Below are 19,211 nucleotides of genomic sequence, written 5' to 3' on the forward strand. Positions count from 1 at the left end.
CCATGTCCGGTTTTTCCAGCCTGCAGGACGTGGAAGCCGCGGAAGGGCAGGGTCTTCCGCCCGATCTTCCGTCGAGCACCTACGAAATGATCCGTCGCGGCGCCAGCCTGAATCCGCAGGCGCCGGCATTGAGCTTCTTTCTGAGCGTCAATGACCACCGCACCCCGCAGACGTGGAGCTACGCGGCGCTTCTTGAACGCATCACGCAGACGGCCAATTTCTTCGACAGCATCGGCGTCAAGAAAGACAGCGTGATCGCGTTTGTGCTGCCCAACCTGCCGGAAACACATTTCGTGATCTGGGGCGGCCAGGCGGCCGGCATCGTCGCAGCGTTCAATCCGCTGCTCGAAGGGCCCGCGCTGGCCGAGCTGCTCAATGCCGCCGGTGCGTCGGTGCTGGTCACGTTGGCACCGTTTCCCGGCACCGATACGTGGGTCAAGTTGCAGCCGCACTTGCCCGCCATCAAGAGCCTGCGGCACCTGGTGCTGGTCAACCTGGCCGACCGCGTGCATGGCGCAGCGCAATGTGCCGCGCAGATCCAGAAGAACGAAGTGCTGCGCTTGCTGGGCCCGCAGGGCGTGCATGGTGCAGTCCCGATGTCAGTGCGCGTCCACGATTTCAACAGCGCGATCCAGGCGCAGCGTGCAGACGGCCTGAACAGCCGACGGCACATTGCTGCGCACGATGCGTCTTCGTACTTCTGCACCGGCGGCACCACGGGCTTGCCGAAGATCGCGATGCGCACGCATGGCAATGAAGTTGCCAACGCGTGGAGCACGGCGCAGGTGTTGGGCGAAGGCATCGGCCCCGGCAAGGTGGTGTTTTGCGGCTTGCCGTTGTTCCATGTGAACGGCGTTCTGGTGACCGGGCTGCTGCCGTTTTCCAGGGGCGCGCATGTCGTGCTCGGCACGCCACAAGGCTATCGCGGCGAGGGCGTGATCCAGCGCTTCTGGGAGATCGTGGAGCACCACCGCGTGAACTTCTTCAGCGGCGTGCCGACGCTCTACGCTTCGCTGTTGCAGGTGCCCGTTGGAGAGCGCGATGTTCGATCGCTCGAATACGGCCTCTGCGGCGCCGCGCCCATGCCGGTCGAAGTCTTTCGCCGCTTCCAGGAGCAGACCGGCATCAAGATTCTCGAAGGGTATGGGCTGACAGAGGCGACCTGCGTGAGCAGCGTCAACCCGCCCATGGGCGAGCGCCGTCTTGGCTCCATCGGCCTGCGCGTGCCCATGCAGCCGATGAAGACCGTCGTGCTGGACGAGGGCGGCACGTACATGCGGGATTGCGCGGTAGACGAGGTGGGCGTGGTGCTGGTGTCGGGCCCCAACGTCTTTTCGGGCTACCGCCAGGCCGCGCAGAACGAGGGACTCTGGATCGATACGGGCGATGGCCGGCGGTGGCTCAATACCGGCGACCTGGCTCGGCAGGATGAACAGGGCTACTTCTGGCTCACGGGCCGCAAGAAGGAGCTGATCATCCGCGGCGGTCACAACATCGATCCGCAGACCATTGAAGCGCCGCTGCATCGTCACCCCGCCGTGCAGATTGCCGCCGCCGTCGGGCGCCCGGATGTGCATGCGGGCGAGCTGCCGGTTGCCTACGTGCAGCTGCGCGCCGGTGCGTCCGCCACCGAAGCCGATCTGCTCGCCTTCCTGAAGGCCGAAATTGCCGAACGTGCGGCGCTGCCCCGGCAGGTCAACATCATTGAAGCCATGCCCCTGACCGCCGTGGGCAAGATCTTCAAGCCCGCACTCAAGCACCGCGAAACGCGCGAAGCGCTGTCTGCTGCCCTCAAGGATGCGGGTATCGCATTTGAGGCGCTGGAGGTGGCGGAAGACAAGTCCAGAGGTCTCGTTGCGTCGGTCAAGCTCGACGCCTGCGCATCGATTGCCACCGCACGTGAAGTGCTTGGACGTTTCCCATTTCCCTTTTCCATCAATTGAAGTGCGGATGCGCCAGCGTTGTGGCGCATCGAAACGAAGGAGGAATTCCTCGCCCGCCCACCGTCGCATCCAATGTCGCATGAGCGGGTGAAGTGCCCCGCGCCGCATCACGGCGCATTCCAGCAGTTGCAGTCCCTACATTAAAAAAAACGGAGACAACATGAAGACCACACGCGCGGCAATGCTCTTGTCGCTCGCGGCGACCTCGCTCGCCCATGCGCAGTCGGCAGGGCAGTGGGTCGTCAACACGGGCTGGGTGCATCTCGCCCCTCAGGATTCCAGCCAACCGCTGACGGTGAATGCGCTCGGGCAATCGGCCGTGGTGCCGGGCAGCGGGTCCACGCTGGCCAACGCCAATACCTTTGCGCTCACCACGCGGTATTTCGTCACTGACCATGTAGCGTTGGAAACGGTGTTCGGCATTCCGCCCAAGCTGCACCTGCGCGGCACCGGATCGCTGGCGGCGGTCGGCGAAATGGGCACCGCACGGGCGTGGAGCCCGGCCGTGCAACTGCAATACCACTTTGGTGACCCGGATGCGCGCCTGAGGCCGTATCTTGGCGCGGGGCTGGCCTATGTGTGGTATCGGGATATCGAGTTGAGCCGGCCGCTGGCAACGGGGCGGATTCTCGCCTCGCCCACCACGGGCTCCATGCTGGTCGGCCCGACCACGGCATCGCTGAGCAAGTCGTTCGCGCCCCTCGTCAATGCCGGGTTGACGTACAACCTCGACGCACATTGGTCGATCGGCGCATCGCTGTCGTATATGTGGCTGTCCACCAAGACCACGCTGACGACGCAAGCGCCGGTGGGCACCGTGACAACGACGACGAAGGTGAGGATCAACCCGTTGGCGAGCTTTCTGTCGGTGGGGTATCGGTTCTAAAACGGGGGGAGGCGCAAAAGGCATGCGGCACGGGAGCCATACGCCTTCACGGCTGACCCGAGGTAGCGGGATTGCAGGCATGCGTCGGGTGCCCACCTTGCGGGTTGGCATTCCGGCTCGACGCGGGAATGCGCCGGACCGGCAGCGGCCAACCCGGCCCCGTCGCCCCACGTCGTCCTCTCGCAGAGCGCCGAGTGTCACGGTGTTGATTGCGTATGCCGATGTCAAACGTCCGATGTTGACCGTCCAACATCGGCGCGCAACCGTCGAACAGTGGCGCGCGGCCCTCAGAGGCCCGAACGCGGCCCAAAAACATCCGACCCATCGGAGCTTCGAGGGCCGAGCTTCGCCGTCAAAGACTTGACGTTGACCTGTTGAGGCTGAAGCGCCACCGTCTGGGGCTCGAAGGCGGCTGTCGGAGGTCGAACATGTCGAGCTTGAAGAGCGGAAGGCGAATGTTTGAGGTGCGTCTTCCACCGGCTGAAGGTCGATGCCGGATGTTGGAGGGCCATGTTCCGGCGTCAGAGGCTCGTGTGCGGGGTTAGACCCGGCTTCGCAACACAGGCTTCAAAGCAATCGCACCGGAGCGCCAGAAACGCTACGCACGGAGGGCGTAAGGCAGTGCCGGTACAAATTCCTCGCCGCTCTGGACCAAATAGCGCTCAAGCCGATAGCCGACGTTGTAGACCCCGCGCAGGACTACGCCATTGTCTTCATACAGCCCGAGTTTGGTCCGCAGCCGCGATACATGGGTGTCGATGGTCCGCGTCATCAGTGGAGCAGTGCGCCCCCAGGCCAACGCAAAGATCTGGCTGCGTGACAGGGTGCGATCGATGTTGGTAAACAGCAGCAGCGCAAGGCGCGTCTCTATGTCGGTCAGGTCGGCAGGAATACCGTGCACCCGAACCATGCGTCGCAAGGGCATGACGTCGAACGCGCCCACGGTAAAGCTGGCCTGGTGCATGCGGGCGGGATACACGCGTCGCAATAGCGCCGTGACGCGGGCTGAGAACGCCAGTGCTCCGGTTGGCATTTCCACATAGTCGTCTGCCCCACCGTCAAGCAGGCGGGCGATGGCAAGCTGGTCTGGTTTGCTGCCGTAGATCAGAGCCGGGACAGTCTGGAGAGCGCGTGAGCGCAGGAACGTCAGCGCTTCAAGAATGTCCGCATGATCTGCGTTGTCATGCAAGACAACAAGATCGTACGAAGCCTGATGAAGGGTGCTGACAAGCGCTTCCAGCGTTGTCAAGCGAACAACCTCGTGGCCGAGGTGCCTCAAGGTGCTTTCCACCCAATCTCCGTCGTTCGATGCGGAATGGACGAGCGCGATGTGCATAGAAATTCCTGATGTGAATCGGGCGTGCTATCCGGAAGCCGCTAGCCGTTGGCGATGATGTCGACGGTGTCGATGTCGGCATGCCGAGTTACCGACCCAGAGTCAGCGCCTCGCCTTCTCTGCCGGTGTATTCGAATGTCGCGCCATCGGTGGGTTCGAGGTCCTCAGCCGGAGAGAATCGATATCCGCCGGATCGCACGGTCTGCACCCATCCCTCGGAGTGGGTGCCTTCGAGCGCCATGCGCAGCTTGCGTATGTGCACATCCACCGTACGTTTTCCGATGCAGAGGCAGTTGCCCCAGACCTGCGCCAACAGTTCTTCTCGTGAGTGCACGCGCCGCGGGTTGGCTACGAGAAAGCGCAGCAGCCGGAAGGCAATGGGGCTGAGCACAATCCTTCGGGGGCCGAGTTCGGTTTGTGCAGTCACGGAATGCGACATCGCGTGCAGTTGGAGACTGTGCATTCGGCTTTCCAGCTCCGTTGCAACCCAGCCGCTGCGCCGTAGAAGCGCACGGATGCGGGCGTGCAGCTCTCCCGCGTGACACTGTCCGCTCCAGACCTCATCGGCACCCGCATCGAAGGCTGAGATACGTGCTGCGGGTGTGGCGTCGCGCACTGCGGCGATCACCGGCAGCCGGGCGGTGTGCGCATTGGAACGCAGAGAACGCAGGTCGCGAAGTGCTTCTTCATCGATTGCGCCGAGCGACAAAAGGACAACGTCGGCCTTCGCAGTGATGACGGCCGCGTGTGCGCCTGTCGGGTCATTGACGTGCGTTGTGCTGTAGCCGCCTTCGCGCAGCGCCGCTATCACGCGATCGAGCCACCAGCGATCAGTCCCGACGACGAGCGTCCGAACAGCCCATGCCTGATTCATCTTTGACCTCGAATGACGATCTGACGCGACCAGAAAGACGGCGCCATTCTGTGCATCGCAATTGGACGGATACGATCCCGTGCGTAGCCCGCCGGGCTGCGTTCTACGTGGGGGTGCGTTGTTTTCACTGCTTGTCGACTCGCGCTAGTCGTACAGAATCTGAACGGTGACCACGGCCGTGAACGGCCCGATCTTCGGGGCGCCCAGCGGCTTGAGCGTTGCCGTCATCGGCACATCGATGTAGGTGTCCGATGGCGAAAACGTGGCCAGCGAAAACGGCTCGCCGATCGGAAGCATCTTGCCGGTCCGGTCCTGGATGCTGATGCCGAAGCGGCTGTCAGCCGATGGCAGCACGAGCCCATCTTGCAGCGGGTTCGACGTCTGGAAATAGCCATTGATCTTGACCGAGGTTGTGCACTGCTGCTTGGTCAGCGCGAGGCTGAACGGCCGGGTCGGGGCCGTGGGCGAAAAGCCTGTCGGTGTGGCTTGAACCTGTCCGAAGTCGACGATGCCGGGCTCCGGTGTGACCGTGACATCGACAATGCACGGCGTCGGCTTCAGGTTCTCCAGCCCGCTCAGGATGTATTGGAAGCTCGTATTACAGCAGTTCAAACCGCGTGCGCCGTCGAACTGGAACACGGGATAGGTGTCCTGCGGCACGCCCGTCCACGTGCCGCGCTTCCTGACGACGACTTGATACGTGATGCTGACCGGCACTTTGGGGCACAGGCCTGCATCGAAATCCGCGGTCGTACACACGGGCACGATGTCGCCCGTCGGCACGCCGGTGCCCACTTGGTTGCTGGCTCCGAAGTGGTCGACGCCCTTGTAGCGGATACCGATCTCCAGACCCCAGGCAGCGGGGTCCATGTTGGCGGGATTGGCGTAGAAGAAGACGGGGTCCTCCCACGACACGCCGGCACGCAGATCCTTGTAGCAGTAGCCGGTCGTCGTGCGCGTGGGCGATATCCAGATGATGTAGCCGTCTGGCGCGTTGACAGGATACGTTTGCACGGAGCCGATCGGCTCGACAAACTTGTCGGCACCACCGGAAGCGACGCAGCGCATGGCCATCGCCGATTGCGATCCGAGCACACAAGCCAGTGCAAGCATGGCTTGGAAAGCGAGCTTCGCCACGAACCGTTGAGCAGACGTCGTCATGGCTGCGCGCTCCGGCACGTTGCGCCGTCGCAGGTGTACTTGACGGCGTTCTGTCCACCCCAGTCGTTCATATGAGAGACGTACAGCGTGGCCGGCAGCGCGCCGGAGAAATCAGCTTCAGCGGTGGCCTTGGGCGCGACCATGACCGCATCGAACTTCAGCGTCTTTTTCTCTTCACCCGCAGCAAGCTCCACCACCGTGATGTGAAGAGGCGTCGGGTTGTCGAGCACCAACTTATGGCGTGATGCGTCGAGCCGCAGCGTCATCGGCAGAGACGGATCGTCTTCGGGCTTGGGTTGCACGCCCTTGGGCCGGTAGAACAGTTTGATCTTCGAGTGCAGTGCGATCTGGATCGCATTCTGCGCGTCCGTCTTGGGCGGAATCTCCCTCACGTTCAGATAGAAGACCGATTCCCGGTCCGTCGGCAGCATATCGCCGGGCAGCTTCACGATGCGGAGGATGTTGCGCTCGTTCGGTTCAATGCGCTGCAGCGGAGGCAGCACCATGAAAGGCGAGGTGATGCGCTTGCCTGCAGCGTCCTCGATCCACGACTGGACCACGTAGGGATACTTCTCGCTCTTGTTGGCGACGGTCAGGCTTTCCGATTGCGACTCGGCGTTGTAGATGATGCGTGTGCGGTCCGGAACGACCGCCGCGTGCACCGGTGAGCAAAGCTGCATCAGGATGCTCAGGCCTGCGAAGTACGGGATGGGGGCGAAAGCGGATCGGATCATGAAGGTTTCCTCTCAGAAATATCGGCGCCCGCCGTGCAGGGCAGGGCAATGGGTTCAGGGGTGAGCGTGAGTGCGGCAGGCACGTTGGCCACATCGCACAGGCGCTTGTCCGACTGCCTGACAGACAGCACGGTGCCGGGGCGCACGCCGGCCAGATAAACGACACCATGTTCGCCAACGATGCCCAGCTCCTTGCCGGTTCCCACGTCCACGACAGAAGCGCCGAAAGGAACGGCCTTGCCCGCCGCGTCGATGAGCGCGACAAGTACGTTGCTTCCGTGCGTGGTGTCGAAGCGCAGGAAGCCGATGGCGCCATCCGTCAGGACGACGCGCTGGACTGGATTGTTCACCGTGGTCTCCAGCGACGTGCGCTTCGTGTTGATGCGCGCGTCGTAGATGTTGAATGGCGCGACGGAGCCGATCACGGCATAGCCGCGCGAGTCTGTCCGCGCCTGCGTGCCGGCAAAGGCCACGCCGGGTACGCCGTCTGCGGAGACGAGCAGACGGGTGTCGCCGTTCATCCCCATGGCATGCGCGGCGACGCCATACCGGGTGGCGACCAGCGAGCCATCGAGTTCGAGCGATGCCGCGCGATAGGTATCGCCCGTGGCGGATGCCTGCGCGTTGACCTGCATGGTGCTGGTCTGCTTGCGCAGGTTTGCGGCCAGCGATGCGCGCCCGTTCGTGGTGCCGGTGTATGCGGCATAGCTGAGCCCCTGGTCGTCGCTGCCCGAGTAGCCCGTACTGAAGTTCAGGCCGCCGGCGCCGGACGTCGTGACGCTGGACGACGCCACCTGCCGGTTTCCAAGCGGGATCGTCATCGCGAGGAACACCTGGTTGCTCCCGCCCGCAAAACCGCGTGTGTGGTACGCAGAAAAATTCAGCGATACGTTGTGGAGATTGCCCAGCGAGACCGTTCTGGCAAGCGTCAATCCGATGCGGTCGTCCGGCGTCCGATCCCAATAGCTGGTCCGGTCGTATGTCAGGAAGGTCGAAAGCATGCCGAGGCGCTTGGCCGATGAAACCGAAACGCGTTGACGGCTGCCGGCCAACCCGGCCACCGTCGGATCTCCGAAGAACTGGGGAAAGCTCGTGTAGGTACGGTCCGAGAATCGATAGCCGAAGAAGCGCAGATCCGAATCCAGGGTGTCGAAGTGCTTGGCGTAGTTGAATCGATAGGAGCGTCCGGTCTGCGTCTCGCCGCTCCACCACAGGTGCGCGCGCGCGTAGGTTACGTCGGCAGAGACGGCGCCCAGTTTGCCGAGATTCTTGCCGGCGCCCAAAGCAATGGAGCCGTATCCGGACGCGCCGATGCCGCCGCCGTACAGGGTCACTTCATGCGGCAGCCCGTACGCCACTTCGGCAAATCCGAAGACCGGCGTGATGCCGTTGCCGCCAAAGAGCCGCGGCGTGCCCGTTGCGAATTTGTAGCGCAGCTCACCCTCGCGCGCGAGGAAGGGCACTGCGGCGGTGGTGACGGTAAAGCGCTGCTCCGTGCCATCTTCTTCCTGCACGGTCACATCCAGCGTGCCTTGCACATTTGCCGAAAAATCCTGCAGCGAAAACGCGCCGGGCGGTACCCGCGTCGCATACAGCACGCGGCCCTGCTGCGAGACCGTTACCGTGGCATAGGTGCGCGCAACGCCGGTAATGGGTGCTGCGTAGCCCCGCATGCCCGGCGGCAGCATGCGGTCGTCGCTCTGCACGGCTGCGCCGGTCAGTGCAAAGGTGTCGAAGATGTCGGAGTTCAGGTAGGTCTGCCCGAGCGATACCGTCGAGCGGATCGTGGGGAGCGCCCGATATGCATACAGCCGATTGAACTGGAATGTATTGGACGATCCACCAAAATCGGACGCCGCGCCGGAAGCCAGCTGAGCCTGGTAGTCGCCTCGAACGCGCCATGCACCGGCGTTTGCGCCAACCGTGCCGTAGCCTTGTAGCGTGGTCGTGTGTCCGGACTGACTCTGCTGGGTGGTGCCGATGAGCCGGTAGTCGAGCATCGCTCCGGGGATGCCATCGCTCCAGCGTTGCGGCGGGACGTAATTCGCATCCGCATATTCGAGTGCGGCCTGGGGGACTGAAATCAGCAAGCGGCCCGATGCCTTGTCATGCCGGACGACGGCGCCGTCGATGCTGGTGAGGTCAACACACTTGCCATCCTGGGTGATGTTCAGCGACTTTGATACCCCGGGCTTCAGGTCGAACTGGGCGACCAGGCCTGATGGCAGGCATGCCCGCGTGTTGTCGCCCGGTGCCGCCACGAATTCAATCTGCTCTCGGGAAAGCAACTGCCCATTGAAGACAACGTCGAGCAGATAGGCGCCGGGCGGCGTGTAATCGGCGCGCGCGAATTGCGTCAGATCCACATCGCTCGCGCCGTCGATGCTGAGGAACGAGGTATTGAATTCAGTGGCGCCGGCGTCTGCAGCCAACCAGATGGCCGCAATGCTGGCGCAGAGGATCCGTTGCTTGAAGTTCACGTCTGAATGGGCCGGCGGTTTCTCCGGCGAGCAAGGAGTGGGCAAGAAAAAGGGGGCTTGCGCCCCCTCTGCCGCTCAGGCTGAAAAGATCGCTTTACTGGTAGCGCACCGTGAAGTTGGCGACCGAGTTGGCCAGGCCGGGGGTGACGGTGGCTGCGGTCGACTCGTACATCGCCGCGAACTGCACCGTGTTGTTGCCGTTGGACAGAACGACCGGTGCCTTTTGCTCGGCGCCGTTGTCCAGGTATTCACCCGAGGCGGTCTGCAGGCGTACGCCGACGTTGGCAGCGCTGCCCGTGGTTGCGAACAGGCCCGGGGTGACGGTGTCGGCCGTGCCCGTGAACGTGAAGTACGCGTTCTTGGCCGTGCTGGTGTCGCAGTCCGTCAACTGGATGTTGAAGGGCGTCGCCTGCGAGCGGTCGCCGAGCTTGCTGAACAGGTTGGCCGGCACTTGACCCAGCGAGACGGTTTGGTCGAGCGTGTCACCGCTGATGCCGCAGGCGCCGGCGACGATTTCGCCGTTGAAGGTGATGGTGCCCGGGTTGCCGTTGCCAGCAGCAAATGCGGAGGCGGAGAGTGCTGCGATAACGGCGGCTGCAAATGCTTGTTTCATAGGAGTGGAGACTTGTTGATGTTTGTCAGGGCCTGCACGGGATGTGCACGCAGGTTGATTATTGGAAATGCAGTCGGGCAGGAACATCAGTCCAGTACGAAATGCGTCGCGATGTCTCGTCGTAGCAACCCGGCAGGTCAGTGGTCTGTTGGCATGACTGGACGATTGGCAACGCGGTACTCCGCAGTCGTCTCCCAACCGAGTTCGAGGGCGTAGCGATAAAGGTCCGCCTCACGGTCGATACCCAGCTTGCGCATGGCAGAGACCTTCTGTGCGCTGATGGTCTGCTTGCCGCGTTCCAGGCGTTGCGCAATCTGGCCGACGGATAGGCCCGACACGAACAGACGGATGACCTGTTCTTCACGCACAGTGAGGGCTGGGCGTGCCTTTCCGCCGACACCGCGTGATCCATCAAGCGTTGCCTGCATGAGCGGTGACAGGTAGGTCCGCCCGCGCTCGACGCTGCGTATGGCCAGCGGGATATGCGACAGCTCGTCGGCCTTGCTGACGAGGCCGTGGATGCCTGTTGCCGCGAGTCGCGGGAGGATGGCGCCGTTGTCGAGCATGGTCAGCACAACGATGCGGAGCAGCGGATAGCGGCCCAGCAGAAAGCCCATCAACGGAATGCCGTCGCCGTAGTCGCCGCCCGGCATGGCGTAGTCGGTCAGGAGGACGTCGCACGGATAGCGGTCCAGCAGCGCAACCATTTCGCTGGAGTTGCACGCTGTGCCGACGATCTCCATGTCGCCGGATTCTTCAATGATGGCGGTGACGCCCGCGACAACGACAGGATGGTCGTCCGCGAGCACAACTCGGATTCGTGCGTTCATTGGAATGGGGATGTTGCGGCGGAATGCGGAAAAAAGGCGGCGGTAGAACACCGCCGCCTCGTGGCGCAGACAGATCGCTGTTCAGGCTGGCCTGAGCAGCGCGGCAGCCTGGCTTACCACTGGTACGAGACGCCAGCGCCGTAGGTGCTGCCCGAGCCGCTGATGCTGGCGCCGAACTTGGCCTTGATGCGATCGCTCAGGCGGGTGCTCACGCCGATGGCCGATGCGGTATAGCCCTCGTACGTCGCCACCCCCACGCCCACGGCAACCGTCTTGCCAGCGTCCACGTCCGGAATCATCGTGAGCGCCGTGGCCCCTGCAATGCCGGAGTAAGCCTTGCGCGACACATCGCCCAGCGCCTGCTGCACCATGCCGACCTTCTGGTCGGTGTAGCTGTTGGCGCCCGACACGGCCGCGTCCATGCTGCGCTTGTTCACGGCATCGGTACTCATGACGGCATCTGCCACATTCGCCACGACACGCTCGCTGCCGACCGAGCCGACCGACACCGTGTTGTCGCGGTCGGTGGTCGAACCCGCGCCAAGTGCCACGCTGTTGTCGTGCTTGGCAGCCGCGCCCGCGCCGATGGCGACCGCGGTGTTGCCGCTGGCGCTTGCCGTGTTGGCTTGGTCGCCCGTCGTCGCCACGTGCGCGTTGGACGCGCCGGTGGAAATCACCTTCTCGATGGTCGTCACACGATCGCCGGTCTGGCCGATCGATACCGCCAGCCCATTCAGTGCGTCGCCGACGGTGTTGTACGTCGTGTTGTTGAGCGTGTAGGTCGGTGCGACGAACGAGCCGTCCGGTGCGAAGCCCGCACCGCCGCCCAGCGAGCCTGCCAGGCCGCGCAGTTGCCCCACGTTCGCAGCGTCCGTGTCGGCCATGCCGGCGCGCACATTGGACAGCAGCACTGGCGTACCGGCAGAGCCGAACGTCACAGAGGTGCGGTTCGAGCCGGCGTCGTACGTGACGGCGTCCAACGCGGTGCCGTTCTGGTCGATCAGGCCGGCTTGCTTGAGCTGACGCAGGTTCACGGCGTCGGTGTCGGCCGCACCGTCGGCCACGTTGTGCAACTGCACGGGGCCGCTTGCCTGCGTGCCGCCGAGCGTCACGCTGTTGTAGTTGGCCGTACCGTCGGCATGCACGTCGTAGGTCACCGCTGCAAGCGTATTGCCGTTGTTGTCGATCAGGCCCGTCTTCTTGAGCTGGCTCACGTTCACTGCATCGGTATCCGCGCTGCCTTCGGCCACGCCGGTCAGACGGCGTGCGCCTGCGGTGCCCGTGAAGTCGACCACGGTGCCGTCGGTGCCGCCAGCCACGGTGATGTTGCGCGTGGCCGCATCCTGCTGCACCAGGCCGATTGAACCCTGCCCAAGCTGCTGCTGCAGGTTGAGGATGTTGGTTTCGTTGTTGGTGACGCGACCGTCCAGGTTCACGATGTTGCTCTGTGCCGTCTTCAGGCCGCCGTCGATGGCGTCGAGTGCCGTGCCGACATCGTGCTGCGTTCCGCCCTGCACGTTGTAGGTCGGGCCCGACACCACACCGGTGTTGGCGTCAATCTTTGCACCGCCACCCAGGCTCGCGATGACGGGCGTGAGCTGTTGAACGTTGACCGCGTCGGTCGCTTGGTTACCGTTGGCCACGTTGACGATCTGGCGCGTGCCATTGCCGCCCATGCCCCAGCCGACGGAGACCACGTTGTCGCGGTCGGCCACCGAGTTGGCCCCCAGGGCTACCGAGTTTTCGCCGGTGGCGCTCGCGTTCGAGCCAATCGCCACGCCATAGGAACCGGCGGCGACCTGGGCTTTGTCGCCCTTGTTGCTCCAGCCGTCTGCCTGGAAATAGGCCGTATCCGTCGCGCTCGACTTGGCAATTTCCGTCCGCAGTTGCTGCACGTTTACCGCGTCGGTATCGGCCACGCCGCTGCTGATGTTGGCCAGCGTGCGGGTATTGCCGTTCTTGTCGGCAAAGTTGACGCGCACGCCGTCGGTGGCGGCACCCACCGTCAGGTCTGCGCCGGCTGTGGCTTGTTGCACGAGGCCGATCTGCCCGGAAGAGATCTGGTCGCCCAGCTGCGTCACGTTGTTGCTGACGTTCGTAATCTGGTTGCCAAGCTGCGTGGCAGTGTCGTTCAGTTGGCGGACGTTGACTGCATCGGTGTCGGCCGTGCCAGCAGCAAGATTCGTGATCTGGCGCTGATTGGTGTCGGAGCCCACCGAGATGGTGTTGCTGCGCGTGTTCGTGCTGTTCGAGCCCAGCGCGACTGCGTCGGTTACGTTGGCGGCGACAGTGGCACGGTAGCCAATGGCGCTCGAGTTTGCGGCGCTGGCATTGACATTAGCGGCTCCGCCAATGGCAATTGCACCCTGCGCGGCTGCGCTGGAGTTCGCGCCCATGGCGAACGAGTTGCCACCTGATGCGTTGGACGCGTAGCCGATCGCGGTCGCATTGTTGCCGCCGGCCGTTGAACCACTGCCGACCGCCGTGGCGCCGTTGGCAGCCGCGCGGGCATTCGAACCGAACGCGTTGGCGGAGTTGCCGCTGGCGTAAGCAGCTTGCCCCACTGCGAGCGAGTTCGGCCCTGCCGGCGTGGCGGCGGCTGCGCCCGTGTTCTCGAAGGCGGAGATGAAGCGGCTGCGGTCCGTCAGGTTTTGGATTGCCGTCGTGTGCTGCGTCACCGTTGCGTTGACGGCGTTCAACTGCGCCACGTTCACGGCATCGGTGTCAGCCGTACCCGCGGCAACGTTGGTGATCTGGCGCTGAGCCGTGCTGGAGCCGACGGACACCGTGTTGGCACGATCGGCGATGCTCGCCTGGCCCAGTGCCACGCTGCCCGCAACGGCCGACGTGTTGGCACCCAGCGCCATGGCGTTGTCACCAGTGGTCTTGGCTGCCGAGCCCAGGGCAACCGATTTGTCACCGGCAACGGTGACGCTGCGGCCGAATGCCATCGAATCAACGCCTTGTGCGTTGGCGCTGTAACCGAGTGCGAAGGAATTGGTACCGGTTGCCTTAGCGCCGCTGCCCACCGCTACGCTGGCGTCGCCGGTTGCAGACGAGTTGGTGCCAAGCGAGAGCGCATTGGTGGCGCTTGCTACTGCGCTCTGGCCAATGGCAGTTGCCCAGCCGCCGGTTGCTTTGGCGCCGGCACCGATGGCTTGCGACCAGCTACTTGCCGTCGCATATGCACCGATGGCGACACTGTTTGCGCCAGTCGTACTGGCATGGTCACCGATCGCCGTTGTCGCGCCAGCGGTCGAGGATGCGCTGTTGCCGATGATCGTGCTGCATGCGGAGCCCGGCAGATAGCTGCTGTTACAACCGGCGGCGCTGCCGTCGGCGTTATCGCCAATGACCGTGTTGTTGGCATTGCCTTGCTGCGCGCCGTTGCCAGCAACGTAGGCGAATGCCTGCGTCGCGCCCAGCCCCAGCGTGACGGCTGCGAGAGCGATTGCGTGACGGACCAGTGCGCGTTGGCCGCCGGCCTTCGTGCGGCTCTTTGCGGTTTCGGATGCTGCCACCCACGTGCCGGTGGCGATGTTGAAGATGGTGCGATGCGTCTTGTTCATGGTGACTCCGTAGGTGTGTTGTTCCGACGGGTTCACTGTATTTTTTTGACGCAGTGCACACTATCTGACGAGTACTAAAACGCCCCGCATCCTGAACGGGGACGAGGCTTTTCGTACTTGTACGAGTTGCCGCGGCTCTGAGGGGTGAGGGTGCCGCTCAGGCCTGCTCTTCAGGGGATTGCGGCGTCGCTGCCGATACCAGGCCGGTCTCGATTGCGTACCGGAACAGGTCGACATCGCGCTCGATGCCGAGCTTGCGCATGGCCGTCGACTTCTGCGTGCTGACGGTCTGTTTGCTGCGGTGCAGGCGCTGTGCGATCTCGTTCACGGACAGACCGGAGACATACAAGCGAAGGACTTCGCTTTCCCTGCGGGTGAGCGCTTGGTCGCCGTCGCCTTGTACGCGTTTCGCAGCGTCCAGGGCTGCACGTGTGGTGGGCGAGAAATACGGCTGGCCCTGCATCGCCGCATGGACGGCAGGAATGATGTGCGAGAGATCGTCCGACTTGCTCAGAACGCCATGCACGCCGGCCGCGGCAATGGCCGACAGAATGGCGGGGTTGTCCATCATGGTCAGCACGATCACTTTCATGGCCGGATACCGGCGCATGACGAACGAGAGCAGGGGGATGCCGTCGCCGTATGCCCCGCCCGGCATGGAGTAATCCGTTACGAGCACATCGCACGCGTGCGTATCGAGAAAGGCGACCATCTCGGTAGAGCTCCGCGAGGTGCCGACAATCTCGATGCCATGCGCGTTTTCGACGGCGACTTTCACCCCGAGAATGATCGCAGGATGATCGTCAGCAAGCAGCAGCCGAATACGCTCGTTCATGGAAATCCCCGGTGGTGCGTTGGTTTTGCGTTGGGATATGGCACCTAAGTCGGCTCTACGGCCTTTGCATCCCATTGCGCGATGAGCGCGCGCCTTCCATGCGGAGAGGCATACAGGAAGGCGTTGAGATGCAGTATAAAACGCCGTCGCTGTTCGCAGGGCAACTGCGCAAACGCCAGCAGTGCTTGTGCGGATTGCGATGAGATGGGTGCGAGAGACTGTGTCGGCGCAGCCAGTTTGGCATCCATGATGAGCGGTCCAACGTTGCGGGAACGTTCATTCTCCGCGCCTTGTTGCGCTCCGCTAATAGGACATAGTCGAAATCGCTTCGGCACGTAGGACAAGTACGAACTTTCGGGCTTGGATGCGCACAGCGCGCACGATTTCAATAAAGTAGTGGTTCGGCATCCCTACCACCTACAGATCATGACCACTGAAACGCAACCTTGGTATCGCCGGGTACCCCGTTTCAAAGAGCTTGGTGCACTGGGCCTCATGCAGCGCGGCATGTTGTTCGGCGGCGCGGTTGTCCTGTCACTTGTGATGGTGGGAGTCGCCGGGCTGGCGACCTATGCGAAGGTTTCAAACTACATTGCCGCCGGGCGAGAGATTTTTCTCACGCACAAAGCGCTGCTGCTGATCGACGTTGAGACGAAGCAGGCAGCGCTGCAGCGCGGTGTGATCAACGCCGAGTTTCTCTGGAGCGAGCACCGCCCGGCGCGAGAGGCACTGCTACGCGACTTCAGGATGCAAGGTGGCCGAGCCTACCTCAGGGCGAGTCCTGAGCTGGAAGCGCAGCTATCGATGGGCGATATCGAGCAGAAGCGCCCAGAGAGCTACAGCAACTACCTGGCGTTCAGCGAGGAACAGGCGTTTACCGCCAGCGCCAGTGCTCGGCAGCGCGGCAGGCCGTTGACCGGCTACTACTACTCTCCAGACGAACGCTTCATCACGATCATGCCGCCGCCGCGCTCGGGCGACCCGATGCGCGACGTCAAGGCGCATTCCCTTGCCGAACTCATTCACCTGCTTGCAAAGGACGTTGGCGATCTGAACGACCCTGAAGTCGATCGCCGCCTGCTGGAAACACGCAAGGTGACCTGGGTGGCGCCGCACGTCGACCCGTTTACCGGAGACAGCGTTTTCAAGCTTGTGCAGCCTGCGTTTGAAGGGGGCAAACCTTTCATCGTCTTCGTCAGTGACCTGCCGGTGAAGGTCCTGGCGGACCGCCTTGCCCAGGCGCCTTATGACGGCAACATGCTGCTGCTGTCCAAGGGCGGAGACGTGCTGCTGGAGGGCATCGGCAGCAAAGCCACGTCGACGGAAGCCGCTCGTGCCCTCACGACGAAGGTTGTGAAAGACCGCATGTGGGAGCGCGGGCTGGTACGTCCGGACAGCAGTTATCACGACGGCATTTTCACCATCAGTGAGCCGCTCTCCGAAACCGGCTGGGTGTTGGTGTACACCTATTCGTGGCGAACGATTCTGAACGCGCTGCGTGAGCCGCTGCTTGCCTATGCGGCGGCGTTGTTCATCGTGCTGGCCGTGCTCTGGAGTTTTGTCCTGCTGTTTCACTACCGCGTGTTTCAGCCAGCGTACCGGCGGTCCTTGCGGGTGTTCGAAAGCGAAAACCTGAGCCGCACCATCATTGGTGCTGCGCCTGTCGGACTCAGTCTGGTGGCGCTCGACTCCGGCGCTCCGCTGCTGCAGAACGATGTCGCCGGCCAGTATCGGGCGGGTGGGCAGCCTTTGCACAGGCGGCTCCTTGACGCCTACGGCGCGGGGCAGGCCAAAGCCGCCGCCGTCGTCAGTCAGGACATCGAAGTCGATGGACCGGATGGCCGACCGGCTGAACTGCACGTCGATCTTCTGCCCACCAAATATCAGGGCGAGGATGCGTTGCTTTGCAGCTTTGTCGACATCACCTCGCGCAAGCAGACGCAGCGTGCGTTGGAAGAAGCCCGCGCGGCGGCAGACGCTGCAAACCGCGCGAAGTCTTCGTTCCTGGCGATGATGAGCCACGAGATCCGTACGCCGCTGAACGCGATTCTGGGCAACCTCGAACTCATTCAACGCTCGCATGCCTTGCAGGGTGTGGAGCGAGACCGCCTGAATGTGGTGGCCGCGTCGTCCCATACGCTGGTTGCGTTGATCGACGATATTCTCGATTTCTCGAAAATCGAAGCTGGCCAGATGCAGCTGGAGTCCATCGCTTTTGACGTGGTGGACGTTGTGGAATCCGTGATCGCGGTCTTTCTTCCGGTTGCCGAAGCGAAGGGGCTTGCGCTCTATTACCAGATCGACCCTACCGTCGCACAACGTTATGTGGGCGACCCAACGCGCTTGCGACAGATCCTCAACAACTTGCTGAGCAATGCCATCAAGTTCACGCAGGCTGGGTCCGTCAGGGTTGGCGTGCAGTTGCTGCGCAAACAAGGCGGGCAGGCTCGACTCGCCTTCAGCGTGACGGACACCGGCATCGGTATTTCGGCTGACAAGCAGGAAGCACTGTTCCAGCCGTTCGTGCAGGCGGATACGTCCATTACGCGCCAGTTTGGCGGCACCGGGCTGGGGCTGGCCTTATGCCGGCGGCTTGCAGAACTGATGAGCGGCGCCGTGAGGGTAGAGAGTGCGCCAGGGAGCGGCTCCACATTCACGGTAGAGCTGGTGCTGGATGCGCCTACCGCCTCCGAAAGCCCGATGCAGCCGCTCAGAGGCCTGTCCGTATCGTTTCTGTGTGAGGACGAGACCTGGAAGCAGGCGCTTGTCCCGCATCTACAGGCTTCAGGTGCCAACGTGCGCGTGAGCGCGCGCCCCACCGACCTTGCGGGCGAGTGCGACGTGCTGCTGATTCATCACAGCGAGGCGCGTTGGCTTCTTGCCGATGAGGATGCGTTGGTCCGCCGTGCCCAGCGCGTTGTAGATGTGCTTGATGATGGTCCGCGTGAGCCTGTGACCGAGCGCGGTCGAACCGTGGTGTCGAGCTATAGCCTGCGCAACCTGCTACAGGCATTGCGCACGTCTGCACCAAAGATGCAGGCATTCGAAGAACAGCCTGGGGAGGCCGACACCCAACCTCACGCAGCACTGCGTGTGCTGGTTGCAGAAGACAATCCGGTGAACCGTCTGCTGCTGCGTGACCAACTGAAGACGCTCGGGCATGACGTCACACTCGCAGCAAGCGGCGGCGAAGCACTGGAGCGATTCAATGCCGCGCAGTACGACGTCGTGTTGACCGATCTGAGCATGCCGGGGATGGACGGGTTTGCCCTGTGCCGGACGCTACGGAATCAGGGGACGACCGTGCCTGTGCTGGCAGTGACCGCGCATGCGAGCGCCGAAGAGCGTTTGGCATGCGAGGCGGCCGGCATGAACGACATGCTCGTCAAGCCGTTGTCGATCGAGGCGCTTGCGCAAGCATTGAGCGGCATTGCGGTAAGCAAGGCAGCTGTCATGCAGCATGCAGTGGCCCAAGCCCCAGTCGAAGGTGGGAGCAGAGGCATCAGGCCGCTATCGCAGGAAATCTGGTCGGCGCTGACCTCGTCGTTCCGAACGTCTGTGAGCGAGGCGCGGGCGGCCATCGAGGCCTCGGACTATGGCCGAGCCGCGAAGTCTCTGCATTTCATCAAGGGCGGCTTTGCGGTGGTGGGTGAAGTGTCGTTGACCGAGGCTTCACACGCGCTGGAGACCCTGTTGCTGAATGGGGGCGACCGGGACGCCATCCTGACGCGTTTGCAAGGCCTTGTGGAAGATGCGGAGCGCATGTTCGCGAAACGGGAGCCGGTGCCACGGCCATCGTAGCGGCTGGAGTTCGGTCTAAAAGTTAACAAAAGCCCAAATTGCCCTGCTCGCGTTCGTCACTGCAGCTCCCCCGCTGCAACCCGTACATGAAGGTGAACCTGCGCCGTCGACGTTCGTACCGGTCAATCAACAAGCGAAAGCTGGTCCGC

The 19,211-nt window shown here is 63.1% G+C and carries 12 protein-coding genes; 3 read left to right on the forward strand and 9 right to left on the reverse strand.

The window, feature by feature from the left end:
• Nucleotides 1-2 precede the first annotated feature (2 nt).
• Together KHN96_RS19340 and KHN96_RS19345 are read left to right on the forward strand one after the other, a co-directional pair.
• The gene (locus tag KHN96_RS19340; protein WP_062738459.1) at nt 3-1,943 is read left to right on the forward strand and encodes an acyl-CoA synthetase; all 1,941 of its coding nucleotides are present in this window, start codon (nt 3-5) and stop codon (nt 1,941-1,943) included.
• A gap of 160 nt (nt 1,944-2,103) precedes the next feature.
• Complete coding sequence (locus tag KHN96_RS19345; RefSeq protein ID WP_062738460.1) at nt 2,104-2,829, forward strand: OmpW/AlkL family protein; 726 nt, start codon at nt 2,104-2,106, stop codon at nt 2,827-2,829.
• Nucleotides 2,830-3,427: 598 nt separating this feature from the next.
• Here the strand turns inward: KHN96_RS19345 and KHN96_RS19350 are convergent.
• The 9 genes from KHN96_RS19350 to KHN96_RS19390 all read right to left on the reverse strand — a co-directional run bounded on the left by KHN96_RS19350 (nt 3,428) and on the right by KHN96_RS19390 (nt 15,261).
• The gene (locus KHN96_RS19350) at nt 3,428-4,165 is read right to left on the reverse strand and encodes a response regulator transcription factor (protein WP_062738461.1); all 738 of its coding nucleotides are present in this window, start codon (nt 4,163-4,165) and stop codon (nt 3,428-3,430) included.
• A gap of 88 nt (nt 4,166-4,253) precedes the next feature.
• Complete coding sequence (locus KHN96_RS19355; protein ID WP_052698608.1) at nt 4,254-5,039, reverse strand: winged helix-turn-helix domain-containing protein; 786 nt, start codon at nt 5,037-5,039, stop codon at nt 4,254-4,256.
• 144 nt (nt 5,040-5,183) lie between these two features.
• Nucleotides 5,184-6,200: a fimbrial protein gene (locus KHN96_RS19360; RefSeq protein WP_062738462.1), complete on the reverse strand. Its 1,017-nt coding sequence runs from the start codon at nt 6,198-6,200 to the stop codon at nt 5,184-5,186.
• Nucleotides 6,197-6,880, reverse strand: coding sequence for a fimbrial biogenesis chaperone (locus KHN96_RS19365; RefSeq protein ID WP_238587563.1), 684 nt, complete (start codon nt 6,878-6,880; stop codon nt 6,197-6,199). Before KHN96_RS19365 ends, KHN96_RS19360 begins: the two co-directional genes overlap by 4 nt.
• Nucleotides 6,881-6,930: 50 nt before the next feature.
• A complete protein-coding gene (locus tag KHN96_RS19370; RefSeq protein WP_062738464.1) occupies nt 6,931-9,414 on the reverse strand; it encodes a fimbria/pilus outer membrane usher protein in 2,484 nt (827 codons plus the stop codon).
• A gap of 94 nt (nt 9,415-9,508) precedes the next feature.
• Nucleotides 9,509-10,027: a fimbrial protein gene (locus tag KHN96_RS19375; protein ID WP_045787027.1), complete on the reverse strand. Its 519-nt coding sequence runs from the start codon at nt 10,025-10,027 to the stop codon at nt 9,509-9,511.
• Nucleotides 10,028-10,164: 137 nt separating this feature from the next.
• On the reverse strand, nt 10,165-10,908 hold the full coding sequence (locus KHN96_RS19380; protein ID WP_233902578.1) for a response regulator: 744 nt from the start codon (nt 10,906-10,908) through the stop codon (nt 10,165-10,167).
• 62 nt (nt 10,909-10,970) lie between these two features.
• Nucleotides 10,971-14,426: a YadA-like family protein gene (locus tag KHN96_RS19385; RefSeq protein WP_062738466.1), complete on the reverse strand. Its 3,456-nt coding sequence runs from the start codon at nt 14,424-14,426 to the stop codon at nt 10,971-10,973.
• A 157-nt stretch (nt 14,427-14,583) separates the two neighbouring features.
• The gene (locus KHN96_RS19390; RefSeq protein ID WP_045787024.1) at nt 14,584-15,261 is read right to left on the reverse strand and encodes a response regulator; all 678 of its coding nucleotides are present in this window, start codon (nt 15,259-15,261) and stop codon (nt 14,584-14,586) included.
• Nucleotides 15,262-15,687: 426 nt separating this feature from the next.
• Here KHN96_RS19390 and KHN96_RS19395 point away from each other — a divergent pair, with 426 nt between their 5' ends.
• On the forward strand, nt 15,688-19,062 hold the full coding sequence (locus tag KHN96_RS19395; protein WP_082062889.1) for a hybrid sensor histidine kinase/response regulator: 3,375 nt from the start codon (nt 15,688-15,690) through the stop codon (nt 19,060-19,062).
• The last annotated feature ends 149 nt before the right edge of the window (nt 19,063-19,211 follow it).

Source organism: Ralstonia mannitolilytica (assembly GCF_905397375.1).
Classification (GTDB): Bacteria; Pseudomonadota; Gammaproteobacteria; order Burkholderiales; family Burkholderiaceae; genus Ralstonia; species Ralstonia mannitolilytica.